We start from the raw sequence: 25,278 nt of genomic DNA on the forward strand, positions 1-25,278 counted from the left end.
GAATAATTTATAAAAAGGACTCTTGTGTGTATTAGGAGTTCTTTTTATAAATCTTTTTATATATTACTGATAAAGGTAACATATAATATAATCTATTAATTTCCATTCTGACAAAATACAGCAAAGACCGTGCGAGCTTCGTCGATGGATTTTAAAAGGGATTATTCCTTCAATATGGAATTCCCCTTATAGGCCTCACGACACCATTTCGGGAAAATTGTACGCTAAGGACTACAGACCTTTGTCATTACAGTGTTTCTTTTAGATGAGTATATGTTCATAAAGATAAAATACAAAGTTTAATTGAACACTGATTTATATACACACTTTATGAACGCGATTATAGCTAGAAAGCATTGATATTATTGAGTTTTATCGTCTGTCCATAAACATAAGGTTTTCTGGACAGATGTCTCTTAACGTACAGGAAACGCTTAAAATGTGTCCAAATTGTGTTTAAACGTACAATTTTCCCGAAATGGTATGGTGAGGCCTATATGATAATCAAAAATTTTAGAGATATTAACGAATAAAATATGACTGATTTTAAATAATAAACTTTATAATAGATTAAAGAAACTCTTCTTAGTAATTTCCATAGGTGAGGTTGTGAACTATGTAATGGGAACAGATAAATTTAATAACATAAAAATTGATAAATATGAAAATTTAATCAATGTTTTAAAAACAGGAGATATTTTTTATGTTCAGGTAACTATTTGGTGAGTAAATTAATTAAAAAGGTTTCTGAATCAATGTTTAGTCATACGGGGATTATTGTAAAATGGGGAGAACATACGCTTATTATGGAAAGTGTTGAGGACGATGGAGTCAGGATAGTCCCGCTAGAGCATTATATAAAAAACTATGAGAACTCTAACAACAGATATAATGGTTCATTATTTATTGCTCGTCATGAATTATTGCAAAATGTTAACGATGATAGTGAAATGATTAGAAACCTTATTAAAGTTGGCTTTAGTTTATTAAACAGTGGATACGATAAAAATGAAATTGCTCAAATTGTTGCTCGGATAGGGTTAGGAATAGGGAGACACGAAGACAATAATGAATATATATGTTCCGAGTTTGTAAATGAGTGTTTTAAAAAAATAGGTGTAGAGTTTCTTACTGACTCAGAGGGATTTATCTTCCCTGAGCATATTGCTGCTGATCATCATGTTCTTCCTATTGCGCAGATAGAATAACAAAAAAGACACTTACTTTATGGGAAGTAAGTGTCTTTTTTGTTATATTGGGTTATTAGAAAAAGCCCTAGCATGAGCTAGGGGACAATTTCCGTGTGGTAGTAAGAAAGAAAACAATGTTCATTGTACTTTATATTGCGATATCTATATTAAATGATTAAAGGTACCTATTTAGATGTTCTACTTGTTTCTATATATTCTAAAATGAAAAATATCAATCTAATTCATTTCATCTTAGAAGGATATTTCCAATCTTTTTCTTTTCGAGTATTTAGAGCAAGTTTAAATGAATTTGTAGAAAGTGTTTGTTTTTCTATTTTCTCTAATCTCTCATCTAATTTTTCAATAGCTTCTTTTGTTTCCTTCAGCTCTAATTTAATTTCTGTCAGCAAACGGAGTATTGAATCTCCTTTTGTCATTTTCAACAGTAATCGCTCCCTTACTTATATTAAAAGTGTTACTTTATATAGTTGAAATTTCAATTAAAATGGAAGTAGCTACATATAGTCATATTGAACATCCTTTTACTTATTTATAGATATATAATAGCAATACTATTGAATTTCTAGCCATTTAACTAAATAACAATAAACTTCATGAAGTTTATTGTTGTTCGTCTTTAACTCTAATTATATAATCAATATATAAGGTTATTTGTTGTTAGTGAAACATAAGTAAACAAGGGGCGCAAACACTAGCAATATCAAAGGAATAGTCCCTTTGGCTTCACTATTATTTCTATTTAGTGTTAAAAGGGGATAGTATAAAAAATAACCACCTGGTCCTATTTAAAAGGAGATAATTTATACATGTTAGAGACTATTGAAATGAGAAAAAAACAACACGAAATAAAAATACATAAATACAAAAATATACAAAAATACTATAATTCATTTTTGTTTGCAATCTCAATTATTTATTTTCTCTATTTCATTATTATTGATCATTCTCTTTCAGCACATCCATTACAATCTTTCATTATTGGTTTTACTCTTTGGAGTATAGGCCTAGCTATACATCTAAAACTTTTATATGAGAAAAAGGGAAAACGAAAAGTCATGAATATAGAAACAATAAACGAAATGAAAAAAAATAAATATATGAGTCCTGGAAGAAAAGAACGTTATATTAAAGATTATAATGCTTCCAAAAATGAACTAGAAAAAATAATGACTTACGCTAAATTTAGCTTAGAAGCTAAAGAAAGGGAAAATGAGATAAAAGGCGACAAAGGAATTTAGATATATAATTGTAGTATTACATGCAGATAGTAGCTAGAAATATAAAAAATAAAGGGGGGATTTAAACATGAAATCAACAGGTGTTACAAGAAAAGTAGATAAATTAGGGCGAATTGTTCTTCCGAAAGAGTTAAGAAAAACATTAGGAATTGCAGAAAAAGATCCTATAGAAATATTTGTAGAAGATGAAAAGATTATTTTACAAAAATATAAATCTTATGATGCTTGTGCAATAACTGGTGATATTTCAGAAAAAAATATATCATTAGCAAATAATAAAATTGTTCTTAGTCCAGAAGGGGCGGAACTTTTAATTAAGGAAATCCAACAGCAATTGGTTAAATAACAACATTCTTCTTAGTACATTACAAAGAAAAAGACATCTCTATAGATGTCTTTTTCTTTGTCTTAAACCAACATGATTCTAAAAACACTACTTTTATAATGGCAAATATATTAGCAATATTTCATATCACATTCATTTTAGCATAAATAATCACACATTCTATATATATGAATATAAATTCAAGAAAAATACATAATTTCTTTTAGAAAACGAACGTATTCTCATGAAACGACTTGATTATTTAAGTTAAGTGGGAATATAATAAGAACAAACGTTCTTGTTTTAGGGTTAATGCAGTGTATGGCTGTTTATTTTTCCGAGCAATACAAAATTAATTGTTAATATGAGCTATGCAGACAAAAGAAGAAATAGATCTTTGGCATTATAAATATGTAATTATACTATACAGGTTTGTTAGAATAATTAGTTTGATGCATTAAATAAGATATTAGTTGCTACTGATGGATTTCATTTTAATAATTCAGATTATTTAGATCGTTATGTAGAGTTTATCATTCACAAATATCAAAAAGGTATGGATAGATGATCCAAACACATACCTTTTCATGAATTTCAAACTTATTTTTTACCTTATGATAGAAAGTGCTTCTTAATGAAATATGTATAATTAATAAGAACATCCAGCGCTTCTTGTTGCTTTTCAGCAGGTATATCTGCTAACGCTACTTTAATAGATTCTAATTTACTTTCTAGAGGATTATTTCTTCCGAACAATTCATCTATGAAGATATTGTGTAGCTCTGCAATCCGCATTATCGAATCTGCATCAGGATCAGCTTTTCCATATTCCCAATTTGCATAAGTAGTACGGGCGATGTTTAGGCGATGTGATATATCGGCTTGCGTATATCCTCGTTTTTTTCGCAATTCAGCAAGTCGTTTGCTTAAATGGGACATATCTTTACCTATTCCTTTCTGATTTATAACGTTAGTGTAAATGTTATGATGAAAGAGAGATATTTAGAGTTCTATGAGCAGAAAAATAGGAAGAAAACGATACATCAATCGAGTTTCTTCCTATTATATATATACTTACTAAAATAACGAATTTCCGATATCTATTGTGGCCAAGTTTTGACGTCTTGTACGTTCTCTTAAATAACGTTCCGTCGTCATAATAGACTCATGTCCTAAATAGTCACGTATTTTCTTAAGTTCGACTCCTTTTCCCATTAAATGATTGGCGAAGAAGTGTCTACAGGTATGAGGAGTTATTCTATCTTTTCGGTAACGCAGAAATGGTAAATTAGTTTCTTCAATTTTTTCTGCTACATATTTTGATAAGTAGTCGGCCCTATAATGAGAACCATCCGCTTTAGGTAGAAAGGCAGATGAACTAGAGGCATCTAATTCACTCGTTTGTTTTCGTAATTGACGAAGACGACAGAGATCGTTAAGTACATCTTCAAAGATACGAACTTCTCTCGTTTTATTTCCTTTACCAACTACACGTAGGAGATAAACATTTAAAGAAGGGTGGAATGCAAGGTCAGCCCACTTTGCATTTGCAACTTCCTCAATCCGGAGTCCAGTAGTTGTAAGAAGGAAAAACAAGGAATACATAAAGAAATTCGTTTTCTTCAATGTATCTAGAATTTCGTTCACTTCTTCTGGAAAGAGATCACGATTGACTAGCTCTTCTTTTTTTACAGATACTTTTTTGAGACGACTACTAAAGTTGTCAGAGAGTCCATTGTTATCATACACATATTTTAAAAACTGCTGAACCACTGTTTTCTTTCGACGTAATGTGGTGGCCGCGTACTTCTTACTTAGTTGATAGAAGTAGATTTCCATATCATTATGGGATAGCTCCTGGATGGTTCCAATGGTTTCTTTTATGTAACGAAGAAAATGAGAAAGATCGTGCAGATACTGTTGTTTAGTTCGCTCACTTCTTTTTTTCGTTAAAGAAGGCTCATCATGTAAAAATAAATAAACTAATGATTCTTCACTTAATTGGGAGTAGTCAATATTACGGATACCCAAACCCATAATTTTTTCGAAATGACTGCTATCAAAAAAATCCGATTTAGATTTTACAAGTTGATTATTATGTTCGTAATTTATAATATTCAAATTTACACACACCTTTTAATAGAATGAAAAGATACACATATATTTTTATAAAATTTTATGATTCTAATTATACCACAATAAATACATAATTTATTGTGGTATAGAATGAAATGTTTAAATATATTTTTTACCTTATTATTTAACGTTTCTGTTTAGATAATGTATAATGGAAATATTTAATTGATTTTTTTGTACATTTCAATCCAAATGCGGTAGGAGGAGATTTTTTTGACTAGTCTTCGTCTGAAAATTTTACAAGAAATCCATAATTTAGAAGATACCCATTGTTCAATTTGCCCTCTGAACAACCTATCAGTGAATTGTACAGATGAGCAAGAACAGGCAAAACAGAGAAACTACAAACATTGTAAAGGTTGTCCATTTTCGATTCCATCCGAGAGAAAGGAGAGCAATTGAATTCTTTATCGAAAAAGAGTACATTTAATAAGGTACGAGAACGTTATATGGAGAATCCATTTAAGTATCTGCAGTATAAGGAGTACTCAATTACAGATGTAGTAAAAGAAACAGGTTTAACAAAGTATCAACTAAGAAAATTTAAACAACAGCTAGAATGAAAGTTTCGGACGAGGTGAGAAATGGACTATTTATCTTTAGAAGAGGTATGCGATAGGGTAGGTTTAACAAAAAATCAATTAGGCTATTTAATTAAGTATAAACAGATCGAACCTATCAATCTGGCTACCTGGAAAGCAGATGGCGGATATCGCTTTGAACAAGAAGATGTAAAAAAGTTAGAGGAATTATACAAAGACTCTTTAACATTAAAAGAAGCAGCTGAATTTCTAAATAAGTCTAAGACTTACGTTCATAATGCCGCTAAAGACGGGATATTGCCCTTTAAAGAGATTGCTAAAGGGAAATCTACTGAACGATTGTACTTAAAAAAGGATTTGGAAGTTTTCAAAGAAAAAATTGAAAACCGTTCAAAAGAGGAATCGAAAGAAAAAAAGCAGCATTTAAGTCTCTATCTTGATGAAAAAGTAGTAGAAGCAATAAAGAAAAAGGCTGCAAAGAAGGGGTATAATGGCTACAAGAAGTTTGCTGAAGACATTTTATCTGCAGAAGTAAAAGAAGAAATAGAAGAATAGAATCCCAGAAAGAATAGATCCCTAAAAAACGAAAAACGTTATAAGGGGTCTATTTTTGTTTTTAAGAAACTTTACAACTATCGAATCTTATTGTATTGCTGATATAACCAACGCTCTTTATAAACGAATTTGAGAGCCCCTTTTTTGAGTGTGCTCCAAAAAAATTCTCTTAAAATACAAAAAAAGTAACATATATACTATATATAGAGAATTTTGGAATTGGTGATGAGAAATTTAAGACGATTTTATTCAAGGTAAAAAAAGCACTCGAATTGAGTGCTTTTTTTATCATTTATCTGGTACATAACATGTGTTGTTATCCATATGGCATTTTTCTATCTTTGTTTTAGTATTTCCTTTTTTATCTCTGTAAAAAATTTTAACTGTCCCCTTGGCGCCATTATAATCAAATTCATATGCATTAGGGTATTTGTCTCTAACCCATATTAATCCTGAACCAGCACTTGCCGGCATTGCAGAAATAAGTAATGAAGATGTTAAACTTAGCGCCCCAACTATCTTTTTAATTTTTGACTTTGACATAAATAATCCCCCTTATTATTTTATTAACTTATTAGAATAATGTAACTAATAGGTTAATAAAATGGTAACATATACCACAGGTGTTTAAAATCTTTAAAACTTGATAAATAAATATTATAAAATTCAAAAAAATTACTATTTCTAATAAAATTTATGGTTAAGTGTGAAAACCTTCGAGTAAACATATTTTAATTATAGTAAACTAGATTATTCAAAAATGAATGTATCATTGTGGATTCTCTATTTAAATGAATAGGAATATGATAAAATAGGAGTATAACTGTATATCGTGTGAAGGTGGGCTTGTTATTATCCCTTCTTTCCATTTGGAAGGAAAGGGGGTGATATAACATGGAATTTTTGTTTGAACTTTTAAAAGAAATTGCAAGAGCAGTTGTGCGTGAGGTTTCAGCATACGCACTGAAAAAGCAATTCGAAAAAAAAGACAACAAAAAACCCGCGCTTCACCGACCAAAGTACAAGCGTGGGTCTAAAAGAAAAAGATAATGCATAATAACAGCCACCTTGACAGTAGCAGTTATGGGACGGGATGTTGACGCATCTCGTCTTTTTTAGTTTATGCAATTCAGTTAAGTACTATACTTAATATATATTGGATATGCATTCAATATATATCTAATCTACAGTAAACATACCATATTTTTATTTTTTGGTCAATAAATGAAGAAAATAGAACTAATAGAGGAATGAGAGGTTTCTATATTCTTTCATTAAGTGCATGTTATTTTTAAATTTAATGGGGGACTACATGATGAGCGAATTAGTACAGTTCGTAATGATTAATCTAAAGAATTCAGAATCAGATTTTGATTTCGAAAGTTATACGAAAAAACTTCTGGAGAACATCAAAAAAGATTTGAGGACAAATGATTTTAATTTTTTTTCGGCCAATACTAAAACTAGAAAATGCGCAATTGTGATAGATAATATAAATGAATTTATTATCTCATTTACCTATATCAGGTCAAATACAATTTCACAATTAAAAGTAGAAATATCTGGAGATTATTGGACGCATCTAGATCCGAATCTACATAATTTAAAAACCAAGTTAAAAGATTTAATGCTAGTTGAATGGGAAGAATGTCTGTGGCTACAAGATATACAAGCTGAAAGGTTTTCAGATATATTATACGGCGAGGTTCATAAAGTAGAGAACGCATTAAGAAGATTAATTAATACAATTCTATTCTATAATTTAGGTGGAAATTGGTGGGAAACATATATGCCTACCAAGCTCGTTCAAGGATATAAAGAAAGAGATGAACAATTTAAAGGGCGTTCACATAGTTTTAAAAATATACATACAAGTTTAATGTCTATAGATACCGGAGATTTAATAAGTATTTTGACCTTTAAAACACATAAAGTAAAAGAAGTTAACTTATTCGCTTCTCCAAATACAGACAATCCGGACATTCGAAAATTCCAATATATTATGACTGATTTATTAAATGGACAAAAATTAGATATGCATAAAAAAAAATTAACAGGTATTTTAGAGGATACATTGGAAGTAGATAAGGACTTTGGTAAAGAATTCTTTGAGCCATGGTTTTCTTGTGATTTAGATAGATTTATAGGCAAGTGGAAAGGCTTTTGTGAGGATAGAAATCACGTAGCCCATAACAAATTAATAGATATAAAGCTGTTTAAAAAATACAAAAAAATCATGGAAGAGTTATTAGGAATAATTACAGAAGCCGAAAAAAAATTCAATAATCATTTAGATTCGGAAATGGAAAAATATCTTGAAAAACTAGAAGAACAAGAAGTTATGCAAATGATGGGCGATAATGAAGCAGAACTTCATTATCGTAGAAGAATACGTGAAGAAGCAGCAGTAGAAATTCTAGATGAAGATGAAATCCTAGAAAAGTTTAAAGCGATAGTCTCTGAAGCGTTTGGTAATTTACAAGAAATGTTATATTATCGTAGTGACATCGAGTTAGAATTTGAAGAACAAAATTTATTAAATAATGAAAAAGCGTTCGAAATCACCCATAATTACTTTGATTGTACATTACACATGGCAACAGAAGTAGCACTTGATAGTTCTGAATGTGGTGAAAGTACAGTGAACTTTATATTATTTTATAACAACACTCCGCAAACTACCTTTAAAATCACGTTTACAAACGGGAGTTCATACTTTGATGATGATCAAGGAACATATATGCCAGACAATGAGGCAGAGCTTGATATTGACGACCTCGAAATAATTGAAACTGAAATTTCCTATTTTATGAAGAATTATATGCCTGAAATAGAAGAAGATGACATAGCATCCTTTCCTTGTGAACAATGTAATAAATATAGCATCAACTTATCAGAAGATAACGGATTTGAAATAGGTACTTGCCTATATTGCGAGCATCCTAATCATGTAGGGAAATGTATGAAATGTGGAAAAACATTGAATTCCCCTACGGATAAAGTATGTGATGAGTGTTGGGAAGAAATCAAGGAAGATTAATATTTCAGATAAAAGTTGCAACTATTGTTGTAACTTTTATCTTTTTTAGGAACGGATATTTTCAAATGATAACCATTAATGAAATAATGATATGTTATAATTTTCATAATATATATGCAAAGAAGGGATGGAATGAGCACACAAATTAAGGTAACACCGGAACAATTAGAACAAGCTGCTAAAACCGTAAGAAATACGAGGTCGTCATTAGAATATATACATAAAGATTTATACTCTCAAACTGAATATATAGCTTCTCAGTGGAGCGGAGCAAGCAGTGATCGTTTCTATCAGATGTTTAATGAAGCAAAGCCAATGATGTTTAACATCTTGCAAGAATTAGATAAAATCGCAGTAGAATTAGAACGTGCAGCTGTTAAATTCCGAGAAGCGGATGAATTGTATGGCGGAAATTTAGTTGACTCTGATATTCAAGAAGGAGCCATGTGCGGAAAACTCCCTCCAAAATCAGAAGAGTCTTTTTTCAATAAAAAAGATTTAAATGCTGCGTGGACTGGTATTTCTAATGGGTTTGTAGATGGTGCAGTGGATGCGTGGGAAGGACTGATATCCTTAGGTGATAAAGAAACCTGGCTTAATATGCGAGATGCGATTGTAAACTATAGGGAGACTATTCCTGCTGCATGGAATACTGTATCAGATACATTTATGAATAAATTTTGGAATGGGGATCTGGAAAGTAGAGAGCATTATGTAGCTTATGGTATAGCAACGTTAGGACTCGGGCTTCTGGGTGATAAAGGTCTTAGTAAAGCAGGACAAGTTGGAAAGGTAGCTGCTATTACAGGTTTTACTAAAGGAAAATCACTTGTAATTAATTCTCCGGCATATAGAAATGCACTACATATATTAAACAACTATGAATTCAAGGTTGGAAACCACCTTTCATATGCGGGAGTCGGTAGTATTAAACAGTACTTACAGAAAGCAGCTCCATATACTTATGAGGGTCCAAATGGTCCGAAAACAATAAGATTAAGATTGGGTGAGCTAGCGGGGGATAAACATCCAGTTACAGGCATTCCGTATGATTTAGATGGTTTTCCTATCTTTAAACCCGTTTCTGAAGTTAAATTAAAAGAAGCTGATTTTAAAAAGTCTAGACCAACACATGATAGAATATGTAGTAAAGCATTATACGAACAAATAATGAAAGACCCTAAATTAGCTGCAAAATTCACAGAAGAAGAAATAGAGTTATTTAAACTAGGTGAGGTACCAGAAAATTATACATGGCATCATCATCAAGAAGCAGGACGAATGCAACTTGTTGATTATGAAACACATAGGAAAACAGGCCACACTGGTGGATATAAAATTTGGGGAAAAGACAGCGATAAGTAAGGAGGATTATATATGAGCAACGTTACTTGGATTGGAGTAAATAAAAAAGAAATTACAGATGAAAACATCCAGAAAGTAGAACAATATTTTAACATAAAATTCCCTATGGATTTTGTGGAATGTGTAAAAAAATATGATAGTGGTTATCCAAGACCAAAAATATTTGATGTACCTGGACAGGATGAGAATGTATTTAGTAAGCTTTTAACTTTTGATTTAGAAAGTAGAAATTCAATCATTCAAGTTTATAATGATATAAAAGATAGATTAGCAAATAAAGTATATCCTTTTGGCAAGGATTCATTTGGGAATCATCTATGTTTTGATTACCGTAACAGTCCTGAATCACCAACAGTAGTATTTTGGGAGCATGAGGAGGATAACATAGAAGAAGCAATATATCCTGTTTGCTCAACATTCACAGAATTACTTGCTAGTCTACGTGATTTTGAAGAAGATTGAGGAAGTAAAAAAAACGGCCTAGAATTCTAGACCGTTTTTTTATGATTTACTAATTTTCCAACCATCATCCGTTTTCTCTAGTTCAATTACGATTACCTTTTTAGGATTATCTTTATATACAGCATCAACAGTTACTGTAGCAATTTCATTTTTCTCTTCGACTTTTCGAATTTTATAGCTTTTAAGATCCTTGCTAACTGATTTCATTAGGTCTGCATTTCCGCCCACAAAAGCAACGATTTTCTTCGCTTCAGGAGTGAATAACTCGCCAAAATCTTTAACATTTCCTTCTTTTGCATCTTCGAAATACGCTGTAGCAACTTCTTCAGGGTTACGATTATTTCCACATGCTGCAAGTGCTGAAATTGATACTATCATTACCAGCGTTAACATGATCATACGCACAAATTTGTTTTTCATTCAAACCACTCCTTATATATAACGTAATTTCAACTCTTATAAAGAGCTAAATCACTTGTATAAGTATATAATAATTAAAACCGTAAAACTATATATGTTTAAATATAATTTTTATGATGTTATTATTAAAAAGATGAGCAGCAGGGGAATCTACCTATTACTATAATATTGATTTCCGTTATATACATTAGTATAATAATGAAGTCAGCGTTATAGGGGTATAACAGACGACATTCATTTTTAAAATCATAAAATCGGATTCACTTATATGAAAGATAAAAGCTCTCCCATTCACAGGAGGGCTTTTATCTTTTTTGAACTATAAGCATATTCATAAAAATTAGAGTTAAGGCTTTCTTTATATAGATTACTTTTGTGAAAACTTCCCAAAAAATTTACAGTAACTCCATACAAAACACATATATCGTATATATAATATATTTGTAGATACTAACATTAAGAAAAAACGTTAAATGCAATTTTAGAGTGTACTATTTATCCATTTACAATGTAGTAAAAATTAAATGACTTAAGTAGAAGAGAGGATGATTAACAATGGGACAAGTGTTTATTGATGAAAAAGGACCACAAGAAACAATCAGAATTCCAAATACATACCGTGACGATAGAAGAATAAATCTAGGTGATGATTTAATGCGTTCTTATGTAGCCGATGTACTTTATATTCCAGAAGATTCCCTAGAAAATGTTAACAAAAAATACCTGGAACTGGTTGAAAACTATAGAAGCGGACAAAAAAATAAAGTTGAGAAAGAGCTAAAAGGAATTGATATTCTAAAAGGCAATTTCAATTTCGGCGTTGCAAGTATGAAAGAAGTAAATAGTAGTTTTTATTTAAATTTATTTAACATGCTACTAGATGCAAATGTCTCTAACTTACTATTTTCAGTAAATAAAATGTCGATGGTTATTGATGCTAGACTTACACAGTGGATTCTCCAACTGGAAGCAAAAAGATTTATCGACTCTGCTATTTTGTTTAAATACAGTCTCACAAAATATTGTGAATTAGAAGCATCTGAAGAGGTTATTAGAAATCTTTTTGATCCAGAAAAAACAATCAATGAAATACTATACTCTATTCAAAAAGATTTGAAAGAATTTGTGGCAAAACATAAGAATATTGCTAGAATGAGGAACCAAATAGCATATTACAAAAAAATGATAAAGGACATTGGGAATGGGAAGAAATTAGCTAATGATGTGGTATTTGAAAAAGTATCATTTGACTGGGAAAAGGTAAGCTCTGATGTTGATTTATGGTTAAGTGAGAATAAGTTACACGGTATATGGGAACCTGAGCAATCTACACTAATTCTTGATCAGGGAATACCTTCTAAGCCATTTGAGAATATTGGGTTTGGCAATATAATGGAAGAGAAGGATTCTAAAGAATTTGTTGGATTACAATTAGCAGATATGCTAGTGGTGATAACAGGAAGCTACATTTCTAAACTTGCATCTGCAGTTCGTTATGATAAATCAGAACCAGAAAAAACTAAGCACCTTGGTGCAGAATGGTTTGTACTAAAGGAGCATCAATTTGACCTAATATCGAAAATGACAGAGTTCCTTTTTGGAAATGATCATGTTTACAGTGTCATAGGAGATACTTATTTTGATGAAACTCACTTGTTTGAGATGTATTGTAGGTATATAAGTTCCTTTAGTAATTATGACAATTATGATAAAAAGAAGACTGAATTACATGTTAAAGATATGTTTATTTATCTTGCAGCTGCTACAAACGAAAAATGGGAATTAGGAGTACAAAACGAGCTTTTCGCAAGGAATATGTATGGAGATTATATGACTGGAATTAATGAGGGAGTAATACGGAAATTGTAAACTCTCGTAAAATGGATAATAAACCTGCCAGTAACTTAATGTTTCAATAGCAAAAAAGAACTTATAACCTTTATGTATTATGGTTTCTAAGTTCTTTTTTTGTTCTAAGGTAATTAAAATTCATTAGTATCCATTCTTATATAAAAGGTTCTTAATAGAATCTCAATACAAAAAAAGCTAGAATATAACAACCAGTCACACATGATTGACTAAAGACTTTTGTTTTACATAATAACCAATCTTTTTTTATGGCCATATAACGTCTAATTACCAATGCAAGCTGAAAAATAGAAGCAAGGCAACACATAAATAACAAAAACTCGATTAAAACTCTCATCATTGCACTCCTCCTTAGTAACTAAAAAAAGCAGGGTAGCTATGATTCCTGCAATATAAATAATAACACATATCCTTAAACTTTTTAATATATAAACATTAAAATAGTTAAATATAGATTCGGAAATTTATAATATCTACGTAATTCTAAAATTAGTAATAAACGGAAAACAACATAAAGTTTGCAATAAGCAAAGGAGCTTGGCAACTTAATTAGTTATGGTTTATGTAAAGTATTAATTCAAGTCTAATCTAATCTTACCTGTATACTTAATGACTTAAATATTATTACCTAATAATACTTTATTATTTTGTCCCGTCTAATAAATAGGCTACATTCAGACCATTACAAATTAAAACTTCATACAAACCACACATTAACTACACTACTAACACAAATTGATATTGTATAATTTAGTTATTATAATTCACAAAGAACATTCAAATATAATGATATTAGGTATTACAGAAGTTATATGACATTAGAAGAGAAGAGAACAAATAAGGGGAGAAGATACTATGACAAGTTTTGCGAATCAACACGTAGAAAATACGATTTTAGAAGAGGATGTAGAGCTTTTAAAGGTTATGGCACACCCAATGCGCTTAAAACTGATCAGTGAGCTTTCTAAACATAAAACACTAAATGTAACCCAAATGACCGAAATTTTAAACATTCCACAATCAACAGTTTCCCAACATTTATCTAAAATGAAAGGGAAGGTTATAAGAGGTAATCGTCAAGGATTAGAAATTTACTATAGCATTGAAAACCAAAAAGCCAAAGAAATTATGGGGTTATTAGGACCGTTACAATAAAATATTAGGACTACAATTTAAAAGTAAATTATTTAGAAAGCAAAACCCTCCTGATAATGGAGGGTTTTTATTTGTTAATTCATTAAAAAATAATCTCTTTATTCTAATGATATCAATAACTAAAATATGTCATAATGAACCTGTAAAAGAAAATGCCCCATCAACACTAATACGCCGCTGGAAGGGATATAGATGATAAAAAAAGTTATGATGATACAGCAAATAAAGTATACACATTGGGCTTATTTAAAAGAGGCACTAACGAATTTTTGGAATTACCGTTAATATACAAAAATGAAGAAAATTACAAATCGTTTCACTTACCATTAGCAGATCTGAATAAGATTTTATACAAAAAACTTTGTGAGTTCCTGGAAATTGATTATAATAAAAACGGTCCTTTTAAACCACTATATTTTTTCAAGGCTCTACATAACGCTATTCCAACAAAAGCTAATATTCTGCTTAAGGATAGATTGGCTTGTTCATATTCATATCCTACCAGTAAAGATAATGAACAAGACAAAATATATTTTCGCAGTTTCCTTAATAATGATTTAAATGGAAAAAAACGGAGTTTAGAAAATAAAGCGAAAACGGAAAAACTTTTACCCGATGCTCATAAGCTTATTGGTACAAGGAATATTTCCGTATGCTTCACGCGTACACCAAAAGATGAGCGAAAAGAAAAAGAAGAAATAAAGACTAAATTTAACAAACTCTAATCTCAAATATAACCCAAAAGAGCCTGGCACAAATGTCGGGTTCTTTATATATACCTACTACACACCCAATCACTAGTAGCTATAGACTAGCATATCTATCTTGTTTATTTTTTATATACTATATATTTAAACTTGTTACAGAGTAGAAAAGTAACCTACATTTAAACCTACACGTACCCATAAGATCACATGGATTTGCTTCTGTAATGTACAAAGACATGAATCTCTAAACTAAAATCTCATGAACAATCGTTGGAAAATAGTCCTTATCATAAACTTTGTAGGTACTTTCTTGTCTTAATAACGGGACATGAAAGTCTAAACTTTTTGTACTTAGGACAAGAAACTCTAAACTACTTAGCCAGCAATAATGCAATAAGAAGAAAGTTAATTTTCTCCTTATTGCATTATTACTATTAAAAAAGAACTTATAGGGGTCCCGTCAGGAAAATGCGGATTTACAACGCTAAGCCTATTTTCCTGACGATTCCCCCATTTTTACAACGTTAAGAAAGTTTTAATGGTCTTAAAGAATCTAACGAGACCACTTTCTCCGAATTAAAATGATATTCTCCTAGTAGATTAATATGTTCCCAACCTAGGGGTACGGCAACGATTCCTTCTTTTTGGAGCCACTCGCAAACGTAAAGCAAGAGGGGAAGTTATATAAATTGTCCCCGCTCTTGCTTAGATTAACCAGTTCCTTCAATTGGAATCGGTGATACAGGTATATCAAATTCAATATTTGGAGGGCGCCGATTAGAATCTAGTCGGTATTTCCCAAAGCGGTTTACATGAAATGTTAAATACGGACTCAGATCAGACAATACTTCCGCATCAATTTTATTTCCCTCTTGTATATATTCATGAAGAATCCGTGTAAGGTGAAATACATTGTAAAAAATTAAGCAATTAGCGATTAGATGATTGTATTTAATGATTTTTCTTTGACGCTCTCGATTATTTTCTGCAATGATTCCTTCACCACCAAAGAATAGCCATTTTGAAAACCCATTAAAAGATTCACTTTTATTTGTGGCTGCTTGAATTGTACTTCTCAATTTTTCATCTGATAGATACTTTAACAAAAATAAAGTGCGAATGGCACTACCTAACTCTCGAAAAGCTTGATATAACTTGTTCTTTTTACTATATGTATTTAACTTATTTAAAATCGTGGAAGGATGAATTCGTCCCATTTTAATCGACATTACTACACGTAACATATCTTTATAATGATTTCCAATCAAATTCCAATCAATTGAGTGTGAGAACAATCCATCAATATGTTGATAGGTAGACTCTTTACTTGGTCGCAAGAACTTTAAATCTTTCCAATTACGAATACGTGGCATAAGTTGAATCCCCAGTAAATAAGCTAACCCAAAAACAGGTGCATTTTGTCCTTGGGTATCAGCATGGAGAGTATCAGGTTGAATATCAGATTTATTTTTCATGAGAAGATCCAAAATATAAACACCTTCCCAGACACCACAAGGAATGAAGTGGCTAAATAAAGCGATATAAGTGTCGGAGACATGGTAATAACCAATTCCACCATATCCTCCATATCGAATATGATTTTCTGATAATAAATTTTTTTCATATAAATCCCACATTGTGCCATCAGCCGAAGCACTAGTTCCATTTCCCCAATATTTAGGTAATTTAAATCGATTATAGGCATTAATAATCCACTCAATGGCTTTTTGAATGTTTTCTTCTGTAATATGTCTTTCATTTATCCAAGATATATGTTTTCGATCTACACTTCCTAGAGAGCGTGCTGTTTGGGTGGGACCTAAATTACATCCATAACAAAAAGCAGTTGTCAAATAGCGTTCAGGTGGCTTTTCTAACTTTGCATCATGACCAGAAATCGGGCCGAAAAAACGAGTCCAGTTTAACCAATATTCTGTGTCTCCTAATAAATCTAATACATTAATGGGAACCAATTTTTCATCAATACGTTTTCGTACGGCTTTTAACAAAGGAGATACTCTTTTCTTTTTAGGTTTTGTGATAACTGGCTCACCATTACGTAGTGTGACAGCTTTGTTTTTTGGGAAAGAAACGTCTACACTTCTAGCCCTTTTTTCTAGTTTGTTGTAAACTTGCATTTTAAACTCTTGAGCAGTCGTAGGAAGTCCTGCTTGATTGCAAAAAGTAGCGACATTTTCTTGATATTCATCCCAAGAAATTAATTGTTTTCGATAATCTGCATATTTATCGCTTCCTTCTATATATAAGTCTCCAGACTTTAATTCCAACCAAATCTGAGAAAAAACACAGGCTTCAAAATGGCGCCGATGAATCTTTTCAGGAGGAGCGTTCCTTCTCTGATGTGGACGAATCCATCGCCACCATTTTTCAGGTATCCAGGAAAGGTCAACCACAGACGTTGTATGTGAATCAGCTTCATTATTTTTTTGATTAGTTAAGTCCATAATAGGAATCCATTCAGATTTCTTCATTTTATTTTTCACTAAAAATAAAATGGATTGTTCTAACCCTTTATTTTGGTTTGTTGATTTAAATTCTAACGTTTCTAATATTTTCATTAACTCTGCTCTACTGCTTTTTAAATGCTTCCATATAAATGAAAAGTAATTGTTTCCAGCATAAGCTAAATGATTTTCACAATCATCTAATACACGTTGACCAGAGGTTCCGCCAATTATATTTTCTAATTCTTGCACCTTTTCCTCTATCGATCCTTCGGACTGAAATGCAAGTACCGTATTATGTAGAATCGCAATTAAGTTATCAGTTTGTTTTTCTTTCTTTTTTTTCAATTCTTGAAGGGAACCTTCAGACTTTTTATGCGAACTAGCAATCCTCTTTATATACATTTCTCCAATATCATCAATAGTACTTGCAAATTGGACAGATAATAGTGAGACAGCTAATGTATATCTTTTATGCGCCTCCAATTCTTTCATTCGAGATGCATCTAATGTTTTAGCCTCAGCTGCTAATCTTTCAATTTTTGCAGGCGGAATGTGGAGACGTTGAAAAAAATCAGAACCTACATACCGTTCGTTGAGCCAGTTTTTTCGATGTATCCAGCGTCTTAATTGATATAAAGTGGGACGTCCAGGATCTTGTTTCACTACATTCCAATCAGAATAAGTAGAACCTTCCCTACTCTGAAACAATTGATCTATCTTTTGTTTTTCTTCAATTGTTAATGCATCTGAAATGGATTGATATAAAGTACGATATGCTTCAGCATGTACATGGTCTACAGCTTTTGTAAGTGTACTAAAAGCAGGAAGCTCATAGCTGTGTTTGACTAGCTCATCAATTGCAATATTAATGATATCGCTTTTTTCGTCCTTTTCCAATACAGATGTTTTCATAATATTAAACATGACTTGACGAGCTTGGTCATTAAACATTTTAGCTCGACGATATTCACGAATCATAGCGATTTGACGGATTCCTGTACCAGAACGATGATAAGAACTCCATTCTTCTCGCTCTGGTAGATTAAGCTTTGCTTTTCTCGCAATATGTTCAATAATAACTGGTGGAGTATCTCTGATTGGAAGAAAATAATTTAGACATTGGAATGTTTTTAGCATTGTTAATAGACCTAATTGCGAAAACGAGTTACGTGCTTTCTGTTTTGCCCATGAAATTTCACTTGAGCTGGGTGAAAAAAGTTTTTCTAATTCTGTAAAACTTGGACAACTCTTTAATCGGGGATAAGCTGTTTCTTGCATACTAACCATAACATATCTCCTTTATTAACTAGATGACATCTTATCAGCATACTGACAGGATAGCTGCTCTAGTCCGTAATGTTTTCCTGTTAAAAATATAATTTAATTTAAGTATCTTGCTCTTTTTTCAATTGTCGCTTAGCTCTTGTAAGTGTACTTTTCGAAATACCAGTCTTTTCTTCTACTTCTTTATAAGAATGATGATTGAGAAGAGATAAGGCGTGTTCGATTTGTTTTTTTTGATATTTTTTAGGTCGCCCTTCCCTAAAGTCCGCCCGTAATTTAGCAAGTGCTTTTCCCTCTTGCGTTCTTTCGACAATCATATCACGTTCAAATTCTGCAAATGCACTCATAATGTTAAAAATAAGTCTTCCAGTTGGAGTATTTTCAACTAAGCCCATATTTAAAATATGCACCTTTACTCCTTTTTCAAATAGATTCTTAATTGTATGAATCCCGTCTACTGTCGATCGTGCAAAACGATCCAATTTCGTAACAATTAAAGTATCTCCCTCTTTTAAGTTGGCCAATAACTTTTGAAATTCTGGCCGATCTGTTTTTGTTCCAGTATATTTTTCAGAATAAATAAAATCACAATTTTCTTTCTCTAATGTTGCTATTTGGTTTTCTAAATCTTGATTCAAAGTAGATACTCTTGCATAACCATACTTCACGAAAATGCACCTCTTTTTCATTTCACTTATGACTATAAGTTATGATACTAGTCAACACCCTTATTTTACTGAATCTTAAATTAGGGGTCAAAACTTGAAAGTTATGATACATAAAAATTTAGAGGAATTAAAAAATCCAATTTCTACATTTTTGAGAAATTGGATTTTTATTGACAAGATTAAATTGTAGAGTCTATTTATTCATTGGTTATTTTCTCTCTAATTATCTGTACAAATTCATTAAGATTTTTGCTTTGAATATTTTTGATGCCTACTCTTTCGTTTTTATTCCAAAAAAGTATACTAGGTACACCAAATAAATTCTTTTTCTCCTTCAGCTTTGATATATTTTCATAAAAATATTCATTAACCCATGCATCACCAACTAAATCAGGGCCGTAAAAGAATAATCTTTTATTTGTAGCAATTAATACTCCAGGGCGTACAGGATGCCTAAATTCAAAAACGTCTAAAGATCCATGTAAAAAATCTAGAACTTTTTCATCTGAAGATAATATTGTCTTGGCTTGGTCTAATATATTTTGCATTGTAGGACTCCTTTATTATCTAATATCAATTATTATATCAGAAAATTCATAGAATTTTAAATCGAATATACATAATATGCAATTTTGCATATTATGTATATTTTTTACAGAAAGCAATTGAAAGAATATTCATTATAGTTATATAATTCGAAATGTAACAACAATAAATCAATTTATATGGAGGAATAATTATGAAAGACTTAATCAAAGAATTAAACTTGGAAGAATTAGAGACTTTTGAAGGTGGACATGATGGAGTAAATTATATGCATCAACATGATGGTGGCGGCGCTGGTCGCGGTAGCGGTATCGGAACTGCTCAATGTGCATACTTTAAAGCACTGTGTTATTCAGGAGGTAGTGAATGGCTTGGTGGTTATGGTGGATGCGGTTCAACTCAAAATAATTGTGAATTAGCAAGAAAATACTGTTAATAATCTTCAGAAAATAAAGAAAAAATTTCGTTGTATAACGAGATTTTTTCTTTATTTTCACGAAATCAACAATCTAAGGAAGCGATAAATATATGAAATATATGAAATATATACATACAAAACAACACGGCGAATATGATTGTGGATTGGCTTGTATATCTTCAATCTTGAAATTTTATGGATATAACTATGGTATCAATTATTTAACAGATTTCACAGTAGTTAAAAAGGGGTATAACTTAAAAGATCTTTTGTCTGTACTTAGAAATTTTGAGTTTTTAACTTATAAACCTGTTGAGGTAGATAAGAACAGATTAGATATAGTGTTTGATAACATAAGCACACCTTGTATAGCTTTGGTAAATGAAAATAATGAGGGGCACTATATTGTTATTTACAAGAAGAAACGAGGGAAGCTTATAATAAGTGACCCAAAAAATAAACAAATTACAGCAATTAAAATGGATCACTTTTCAAAATCTTTTTCAGGGGTTTTATTAATGATTGAACCATGTTCGGAATTTCATAAACCTGCACAGATAATTAATACCAAAATAGATTTTGTCAAAAAACTTGTGAAGAAAAATATTCTCCAGCTAGGTATTGTATTTATTTTGTCTATATTATTTGTATTTCTTTCAGTTGCAAGTTCTTTTTGTATTCAATTCCTTGTTGATGAGATACTTCCTAGACATTTAGAATATTACCTATTTGTTTGGGGGCTATCTATGTTAGGGGTATTTATAATATCGATATGTTTTGATTACTTCCGGTCCTTATTTATTGTTAAAATGGCAAATAATATCGATAACAATATATCTAAAGACTACTTTAACCATATTGTTAAGTTACCCATCCGATTTTTTGAAAATAGAGAATCAGGGGACATTATCTCTCGTTTTAATGATGCATCTTATATTAGAAATATTGTGAGCACAAGTGTCATATCAGGAATATTAGATTTAATAATTATAATTGGAATTGGTTCTGTACTATATCGAGTGAACACTACATTATTTCTTACTACTCTAATTCCACTATTATTGCTAATATGTTTAACAGTACTTTTTTATGACCTTTTAAGTAAACGAAATAGAACTGTAATGGAAACAAAGGCAAATACAAATTCATTTCTAGTTCAATTTATAAAAAATATGCCTACAATATATGCACTAAATAAAAAACTATACTTTTTAAATAGCTTTAATACCGTATTTAAAAGTCAATTAAAAGCAATTCTAAAAGAGCAGTATGCAGCCAATAACAATGGGGCACTAAAAAAAATGATCCAAAGTTCTTCTACCGTATTAATATTGTGGGTTGGTGCACAACAAATTATGTCTGATGCTATGACTTTAGGAGAATTACTTTTCATTAATTCCTTATTAATGTTTTTAATGGGTTCCTTAGAAGGACTTATTGGATTACAATCACAATTGCAAAAAGCTTTTGTAGCAGGAAATCGTTTTTTGGATATTTTACAATATCCTGTTCATCCTGAAAAACAACAAGAACAGGAATCAAAAATCAAACATATTGAAATACAAAATCTGAATTTTAGTTTTGACACTTTCCGAAATATTATTGAGGGAGCGAACCTTATATTAAATGAAAATGAAAAAATATTGATTATTGGCGAAAGTGGTACAGGGAAAAGCACATTCGCAAAAACATTAACTAAACTTTACAAAGTAGAAAATAATACAATTTTTCTTAATGGAGTAGATATCAATAATATCAGTGAAGATACTATTAGAAAAAACATTGTCTATTTAAATGAACACCCATTTTTATTTAAAGATTCAATCAGAGAAAATTTATGTATGGGAGAAGATTTTAGTGATGTAGAAATTATGCAAGCTTGTAAAGTGGCTAATGTTCATGAGTTTATTTATTCATTACCAAATCAATTGGATTTTCATTTGAATGAGAATGCTGCTAACCTATCTACAGGCCAGAAACAAAGGTTAGCAATGGCTAGGGCCATTTTACATAGACCCAATATACTTATTTTAGATGAATCTTTAAGTAATGTAGATATAGATAACTTTAAGCAAATTCAGTCTAATTTAATGAGTATAAATTGCATGCTTATCTTCATAACACACAATCCCGAAAATGTTATATCGTATGATAGGAAATTCAAATTAGATAATAATAAAATAACAGAAGTAAGCAATCTTAAAGGTGCTATGGTGGTTGAATAAAGTATCCAGTAAAAATGTGATCATTAATAAAATCACATTTTCATTTAATATGATAACTGTAAGTTTTTATTTACAGTCTCCCCTTAAAAGTTGGAATTATAAAGGGGGGACTGTTAGTGAGACATTATTGTATGTCCAGTAATGATGCATAAAAATTAATAGGAATTAGTATTTTAAGGAGGATGAAGGATGAAAAAATGGATTTTCACTTTAGTTACACTTGTTTTAACAGCTGCCGTTGTATTTATCGTTATCAATTCAAATACTTTAGAAAAACCAGACTATAAAAATGTAAGTTTAAAAGAATATAAACAAAAAATAAGTTCTCAAAACTCTTATTTTATGTATGTTTATAAAACTTCTTGTGGTGTATGTCAAGAAATGAAGCCATCAATGAATAAAGTAATCAAACAGGAAAAGGCAGAGATTTTTGCTTTGAATGCTGAAGAACCAAGTAATTTGGATGGAGATTTTTTTGAACAGAATAAACTTAATAAATCACCTACCTTATTATACTACAAAGATGGAAAAGAGCTAGATCGCTTGGAGGGCTTCCATTCCACAGAGGAACTGAATACATTTGTACAAAAATATATGAAATAATTTAAAAGGGGTTATATAGTGGAAACATTAAACGACTTAGTAACTAGATTAGAACATTCGCACCCACATTCTTCTTTATTAAAAGATTTAAGTTTAATACAAGGAAATGAACAATATAACTATATTAATTGGGTAGGTTTAAGCAACAGTCAAAATTTAAATGAACTAGTTTTTCAATATGAAAAGGCACCGTATCCTTCAATTACTTGTGGAATACTTACTTATAATGAAGAGAGATGTATTAAAAGATGTTTAGATAGCCTTGGAAATCAATTTGATGAAATTCTTGTATTGGATTCTCATTCAACAGATAATACTACAAAGATCATTAACCGATATTTTCCAATGGTTAAAGTTGTATATGAGCCTTGGATTGATGATTTTTCCTTTCACAGAAATAAACTTATAAGTTTAACAAGTTCAGAGTGGATTTATTATATAGATGCTGATAACTATTGCGTCGATAGTACGAATAAATTTAAAAGAGTAGCCAAATTGATTCAATTTCTTTCTATAGATTGTATAATTAGTCCGATGATAAAAGAACATATTGGCCATGTATATACTGACAATAGAAAAATGTTTTCTGTAAAAAAAGGGATTCAATTCAAAGGAAAAGTTCATGAAGAGCCTATAAATGCTGATGGTAGTATTCCACAAAATATTACAGTGGATATCATGATTCGCCATGATGGGTATGATCCTGAAGTGATTAATCTGTCCGAAAAAAATGATAGAAATATAAAACTAACAAGACAAATGATGGAAGATGAACCCACTAATCCAAAATGGTTATATTTTTATGCTAAAGAATTACACTATGCGAATGAAGACATGCATATAATTGAAACAAATTTAATAAAAGCAATTGATTTATATAAGCAAAGTACATATAAGAGATATCAAGCTGAAGCAATATTATTATTATGTAATATTTTATTTCAAAAGAGACAAATCCGAAAGTTAAATGAATATCTTGATTTATTAGAAGAACTACAGCCGCTTTGTTCTGATGTGAATTACTATAGGTCACTTATTTTATTTTATGATATTCGATTAAAAACGGGAAAATTGTTAGATGCGCTAAAATTGAGTGAACTCGAAAATAACAAATATAGTTTTATTGATTCATCAAAAGATCACATTAAGGCATTGTTAATAGAGTTATATTGTTCTATAGATGATTGGGAAGGCGCATTTACGTTATTTGATGAACTTCAATCAACAGAGGCTAGAAATAAATTTTTACGTACAGTCAAAACAATAACTACTCATATCAACAAAAAAATATAAGGGAGGTTATTCAAATACTTAGATTATGTTTGTTTATTTCTCTTATTGCTACTTGTGGAAGTCTTTATTTCAGTGAAATTTTGGGTTTTACTCCTTGTAACCTATGTTGGTATCAAAGAATATTCATGTATCCATTAATATTTTTAATTATTATTGCAATGATAAAAAAGGATGATAATATCAAGTATTATATTCGTGTTTTATCGTTCTGTGGTATGATAATTGCTTTGTATCAATGTATCATACAGTATTTCGCTATAAAAAGTACTTTTTGTAGTTTTACAAGTAATGATTGCTCATCGATTCAGACCGTATATATGGGATTTTTAACTATCCCTCAAATGTCTTTAGGTGCTTTTATATTGATTTTTGTATGTTCATTTTATATTAATAATAAAAACTAATATTTCAACATAAGAATCTGTACCAAAAAAATCTTTTTGGTACAGATTCTTATTTTAGTTTTGTAAGTGGCTCCAAAAAGAAGAAATCGTTGCCGTACCCCAACCTAGAGGCGACATATGGTGTAATAATTCTTCATTAAAACTACCAGACTGTTTTTGATATTCAACTGCTTTAGTTAGATGTAAGGTATTCCAAATACTAATAGCATTGATGATTATGTTTAAAGCACTGGCTCTTTGCAATTGATGTTGTATAGTCCGTTCCCTAAGCTCACCTTGTTTTCCGAAGAAAATAGCTCTTGCTAATCCGTTCATGGCTTCTCCTTTATTTAATCCCCTTTGTA

23 protein-coding genes and 3 pseudogenes are annotated in these 25,278 nt (G+C 30.7%); 17 read left to right on the forward strand and 9 right to left on the reverse strand.

All coding sequences use genetic code 11. The features are described from left to right. The first annotated feature begins 722 nt into the window (after window positions 1-722). Window positions 723-1,208 (forward strand): YiiX/YebB-like N1pC/P60 family cysteine hydrolase, encoded by a 486-nt coding sequence (locus PQF83_RS27150; protein ID WP_272792350.1) that lies wholly within the window; start codon window positions 723-725, stop codon window positions 1,206-1,208. A gap of 224 nt (window positions 1,209-1,432) precedes the next feature. Here the strand turns inward: PQF83_RS27150 and PQF83_RS27155 are convergent, their stop codons facing one another. Then, window positions 1,433-1,627, reverse strand: coding sequence for a hypothetical protein (locus PQF83_RS27155; protein ID WP_033672094.1), 195 nt, complete (start codon window positions 1,625-1,627; stop codon window positions 1,433-1,435). A 390-nt stretch (window positions 1,628-2,017) separates the two neighbouring features. Here PQF83_RS27155 and PQF83_RS27160 point away from each other — a divergent pair, with 390 nt between their 5' ends. Continuing rightward, window positions 2,018-2,449, forward strand: coding sequence for a hypothetical protein (locus tag PQF83_RS27160; protein ID WP_000894389.1), 432 nt, complete (start codon window positions 2,018-2,020; stop codon window positions 2,447-2,449). A 67-nt stretch (window positions 2,450-2,516) separates the two neighbouring features. Then, entirely contained in the window at window positions 2,517-2,795 is a 279-nt protein-coding gene (locus PQF83_RS27165) for an AbrB/MazE/SpoVT family DNA-binding domain-containing protein (RefSeq protein ID WP_000843061.1), read from the forward strand. A gap of 591 nt (window positions 2,796-3,386) precedes the next feature. Here PQF83_RS27165 and PQF83_RS27170 read toward each other — a convergent pair. After that, window positions 3,387-3,713: a helix-turn-helix transcriptional regulator gene (locus PQF83_RS27170; RefSeq protein WP_000019024.1), complete on the reverse strand. Its 327-nt coding sequence runs from the start codon at window positions 3,711-3,713 to the stop codon at window positions 3,387-3,389. Window positions 3,714-3,851: 138 nt separating this feature from the next. Further along, the gene (locus PQF83_RS27175; RefSeq protein ID WP_001021543.1) at window positions 3,852-4,895 is read right to left on the reverse strand and encodes a tyrosine-type recombinase/integrase; all 1,044 of its coding nucleotides are present in this window, start codon (window positions 4,893-4,895) and stop codon (window positions 3,852-3,854) included. A gap of 228 nt (window positions 4,896-5,123) precedes the next feature. Between PQF83_RS27175 and PQF83_RS27180 the strand changes: the two are divergent. Both PQF83_RS27180 and PQF83_RS27185 read left to right on the forward strand, forming a co-directional pair. Beyond that, a pseudogene (locus tag PQF83_RS27180) lies at window positions 5,124-5,473 on the forward strand (transposase). A gap of 21 nt (window positions 5,474-5,494) precedes the next feature. Continuing rightward, window positions 5,495-6,007, forward strand: coding sequence for a helix-turn-helix domain-containing protein (locus PQF83_RS27185; RefSeq protein ID WP_000386116.1), 513 nt, complete (start codon window positions 5,495-5,497; stop codon window positions 6,005-6,007). Between the two features lie 288 nt (window positions 6,008-6,295). On the opposite strand, the gene PQF83_RS27190 is transcribed toward PQF83_RS27185, so the two are convergent. Further along, window positions 6,296-6,550, reverse strand: a complete 255-nt coding sequence (locus PQF83_RS27190) for a hypothetical protein (RefSeq protein WP_000045596.1) — start codon at window positions 6,548-6,550, stop codon at window positions 6,296-6,298. A 351-nt stretch (window positions 6,551-6,901) separates the two neighbouring features. Between PQF83_RS27190 and PQF83_RS27195 the strand changes: the two genes are divergently transcribed. From PQF83_RS27195 to PQF83_RS27210, 4 genes are all read left to right on the forward strand, one after another. Beyond that, the gene (locus PQF83_RS27195) at window positions 6,902-7,057 is read left to right on the forward strand and encodes a hypothetical protein (RefSeq protein ID WP_000394773.1); all 156 of its coding nucleotides are present in this window, start codon (window positions 6,902-6,904) and stop codon (window positions 7,055-7,057) included. Between the two features lie 262 nt (window positions 7,058-7,319). After that, the gene (locus PQF83_RS27200; RefSeq protein WP_002163384.1) at window positions 7,320-9,047 is read left to right on the forward strand and encodes a hypothetical protein; all 1,728 of its coding nucleotides are present in this window, start codon (window positions 7,320-7,322) and stop codon (window positions 9,045-9,047) included. A gap of 132 nt (window positions 9,048-9,179) precedes the next feature. Continuing rightward, complete coding sequence (locus PQF83_RS27205) at window positions 9,180-10,412, forward strand: WXG100 family type VII secretion target (RefSeq protein WP_000107157.1); 1,233 nt, start codon at window positions 9,180-9,182, stop codon at window positions 10,410-10,412. 12 nt (window positions 10,413-10,424) lie between these two features. Further along, window positions 10,425-10,874 (forward strand): SMI1/KNR4 family protein, encoded by a 450-nt coding sequence (locus tag PQF83_RS27210; RefSeq protein ID WP_000073371.1) that lies wholly within the window; start codon window positions 10,425-10,427, stop codon window positions 10,872-10,874. A 39-nt stretch (window positions 10,875-10,913) separates the two neighbouring features. Here PQF83_RS27210 and PQF83_RS27215 read toward each other — a convergent pair whose 3' ends face one another. Beyond that, window positions 10,914-11,294 (reverse strand): DUF4878 domain-containing protein, encoded by a 381-nt coding sequence (locus PQF83_RS27215; RefSeq protein WP_000790845.1) that lies wholly within the window; start codon window positions 11,292-11,294, stop codon window positions 10,914-10,916. A gap of 555 nt (window positions 11,295-11,849) precedes the next feature. Between PQF83_RS27215 and PQF83_RS27220 the strand changes: the two genes are divergently transcribed. From PQF83_RS27220 to PQF83_RS27230, 3 genes and pseudogenes are all read left to right on the forward strand, one after another. Then, on the forward strand, window positions 11,850-13,163 hold the full coding sequence (locus tag PQF83_RS27220; protein ID WP_000531859.1) for a hypothetical protein: 1,314 nt from the start codon (window positions 11,850-11,852) through the stop codon (window positions 13,161-13,163). Between the two features lie 855 nt (window positions 13,164-14,018). After that, window positions 14,019-14,318: an ArsR/SmtB family transcription factor gene (locus PQF83_RS27225; RefSeq protein WP_000200275.1), complete on the forward strand. Its 300-nt coding sequence runs from the start codon at window positions 14,019-14,021 to the stop codon at window positions 14,316-14,318. 182 nt (window positions 14,319-14,500) lie between these two features. Continuing rightward, window positions 14,501-15,043: pseudogene (locus PQF83_RS27230) on the forward strand (DUF6037 family protein); the annotation flags it as partial. A 692-nt stretch (window positions 15,044-15,735) separates the two neighbouring features. Here the strand turns inward: PQF83_RS27230 and PQF83_RS27235 are convergent. From PQF83_RS27235 to PQF83_RS27245, 3 genes are all read right to left on the reverse strand, one after another. Further along, window positions 15,736-18,780: a Tn3 family transposase gene (locus tag PQF83_RS27235; RefSeq protein WP_046648580.1), complete on the reverse strand. Its 3,045-nt coding sequence runs from the start codon at window positions 18,778-18,780 to the stop codon at window positions 15,736-15,738. Between the two features lie 98 nt (window positions 18,781-18,878). Next, window positions 18,879-19,445 carry a recombinase family protein gene (locus PQF83_RS27240; RefSeq protein WP_046648578.1) on the reverse strand — a complete coding sequence of 189 codons (567 nt, stop codon included), beginning with the start codon at window positions 19,443-19,445 and terminating at the stop codon, window positions 18,879-18,881. Between the two features lie 197 nt (window positions 19,446-19,642). Then, entirely contained in the window at window positions 19,643-19,993 is a 351-nt protein-coding gene (locus tag PQF83_RS27245; protein ID WP_046648576.1) for a PH domain-containing protein, read from the reverse strand. Window positions 19,994-20,184: 191 nt separating this feature from the next. Here PQF83_RS27245 and sunA point away from each other — a divergent pair, with 191 nt between their 5' ends. From sunA to PQF83_RS27270, 5 genes are all read left to right on the forward strand, one after another. Then, the gene (gene sunA / locus PQF83_RS27250; protein WP_046648574.1) at window positions 20,185-20,427 is read left to right on the forward strand and encodes a sublancin family glycopeptide; all 243 of its coding nucleotides are present in this window, start codon (window positions 20,185-20,187) and stop codon (window positions 20,425-20,427) included. Between the two features lie 92 nt (window positions 20,428-20,519). Continuing rightward, entirely contained in the window at window positions 20,520-22,634 is a 2,115-nt protein-coding gene (locus tag PQF83_RS27255) for a peptidase domain-containing ABC transporter (RefSeq protein WP_052760947.1), read from the forward strand. A gap of 189 nt (window positions 22,635-22,823) precedes the next feature. After that, the gene (locus PQF83_RS27260; RefSeq protein ID WP_046648572.1) at window positions 22,824-23,237 is read left to right on the forward strand and encodes a thioredoxin family protein; all 414 of its coding nucleotides are present in this window, start codon (window positions 22,824-22,826) and stop codon (window positions 23,235-23,237) included. Between the two features lie 18 nt (window positions 23,238-23,255). Beyond that, a complete protein-coding gene (locus tag PQF83_RS27265; protein WP_048533119.1) occupies window positions 23,256-24,530 on the forward strand; it encodes a SunS family peptide S-glycosyltransferase in 1,275 nt (424 codons plus the stop codon). A gap of 29 nt (window positions 24,531-24,559) precedes the next feature. Then, window positions 24,560-24,934, forward strand: a complete 375-nt coding sequence (locus PQF83_RS27270) for a disulfide bond formation protein B (RefSeq protein WP_225991074.1) — start codon at window positions 24,560-24,562, stop codon at window positions 24,932-24,934. A gap of 99 nt (window positions 24,935-25,033) precedes the next feature. On the opposite strand, the pseudogene PQF83_RS27275 reads toward PQF83_RS27270, so the two are convergent. Beyond that, a pseudogene (locus PQF83_RS27275) lies at window positions 25,034-25,278 on the reverse strand (Tn3 family transposase); the annotation flags it as partial.

The sequence above is a fragment of the Bacillus sp. FF-1 genome, assembly GCF_028548245.1.
In the GTDB taxonomy this organism is placed as follows: domain Bacteria; phylum Bacillota; class Bacilli; order Bacillales; family Bacillaceae_G; genus Bacillus_A; species Bacillus_A paranthracis.

Bases quoted from the DNA above. Each gene is read 5' to 3' on its own strand.
- PQF83_RS27155 (WP_033672094.1), bottom strand. From the start codon at position 1,627: ATGACAAAAGGAGATTCAATACTCCGTTTGCTGACAGAAATTAAATTA.
- PQF83_RS27160 (WP_000894389.1), top strand. From the start codon at position 2,018: ATGTTAGAGACTATTGAAATGAGAAAAAAACAACACGAAATAAAAATA.
- PQF83_RS27165 (WP_000843061.1), top strand. From the start codon at position 2,517: ATGAAATCAACAGGTGTTACAAGAAAAGTAGATAAATTAGGGCGAATT.
- PQF83_RS27170 (WP_000019024.1), bottom strand. From the start codon at position 3,713: ATGTCCCATTTAAGCAAACGACTTGCTGAATTGCGAAAAAAACGAGGA.
- PQF83_RS27185 (WP_000386116.1), top strand. From the start codon at position 5,495: ATGGACTATTTATCTTTAGAAGAGGTATGCGATAGGGTAGGTTTAACA.
- PQF83_RS27190 (WP_000045596.1), bottom strand. From the start codon at position 6,550: ATGTCAAAGTCAAAAATTAAAAAGATAGTTGGGGCGCTAAGTTTAACA.
- PQF83_RS27195 (WP_000394773.1), top strand. From the start codon at position 6,902: ATGGAATTTTTGTTTGAACTTTTAAAAGAAATTGCAAGAGCAGTTGTG.
- PQF83_RS27200 (WP_002163384.1), top strand. From the start codon at position 7,320: ATGATGAGCGAATTAGTACAGTTCGTAATGATTAATCTAAAGAATTCA.
- PQF83_RS27205 (WP_000107157.1), top strand. From the start codon at position 9,180: ATGAGCACACAAATTAAGGTAACACCGGAACAATTAGAACAAGCTGCT.
- PQF83_RS27210 (WP_000073371.1), top strand. From the start codon at position 10,425: ATGAGCAACGTTACTTGGATTGGAGTAAATAAAAAAGAAATTACAGAT.
- PQF83_RS27215 (WP_000790845.1), bottom strand. From the start codon at position 11,294: ATGAAAAACAAATTTGTGCGTATGATCATGTTAACGCTGGTAATGATA.
- PQF83_RS27220 (WP_000531859.1), top strand. From the start codon at position 11,850: ATGGGACAAGTGTTTATTGATGAAAAAGGACCACAAGAAACAATCAGA.
- PQF83_RS27225 (WP_000200275.1), top strand. From the start codon at position 14,019: ATGACAAGTTTTGCGAATCAACACGTAGAAAATACGATTTTAGAAGAG.
- PQF83_RS27235 (WP_046648580.1), bottom strand. From the start codon at position 18,780: ATGGTTAGTATGCAAGAAACAGCTTATCCCCGATTAAAGAGTTGTCCA.
- PQF83_RS27245 (WP_046648576.1), bottom strand. From the start codon at position 19,993: ATGCAAAATATATTAGACCAAGCCAAGACAATATTATCTTCAGATGAA.
- sunA (WP_046648574.1), top strand. From the start codon at position 20,185: ATGAAAGACTTAATCAAAGAATTAAACTTGGAAGAATTAGAGACTTTT.
- PQF83_RS27255 (WP_052760947.1), top strand. From the start codon at position 20,520: ATGAAATATATGAAATATATACATACAAAACAACACGGCGAATATGAT.
- PQF83_RS27260 (WP_046648572.1), top strand. From the start codon at position 22,824: ATGAAAAAATGGATTTTCACTTTAGTTACACTTGTTTTAACAGCTGCC.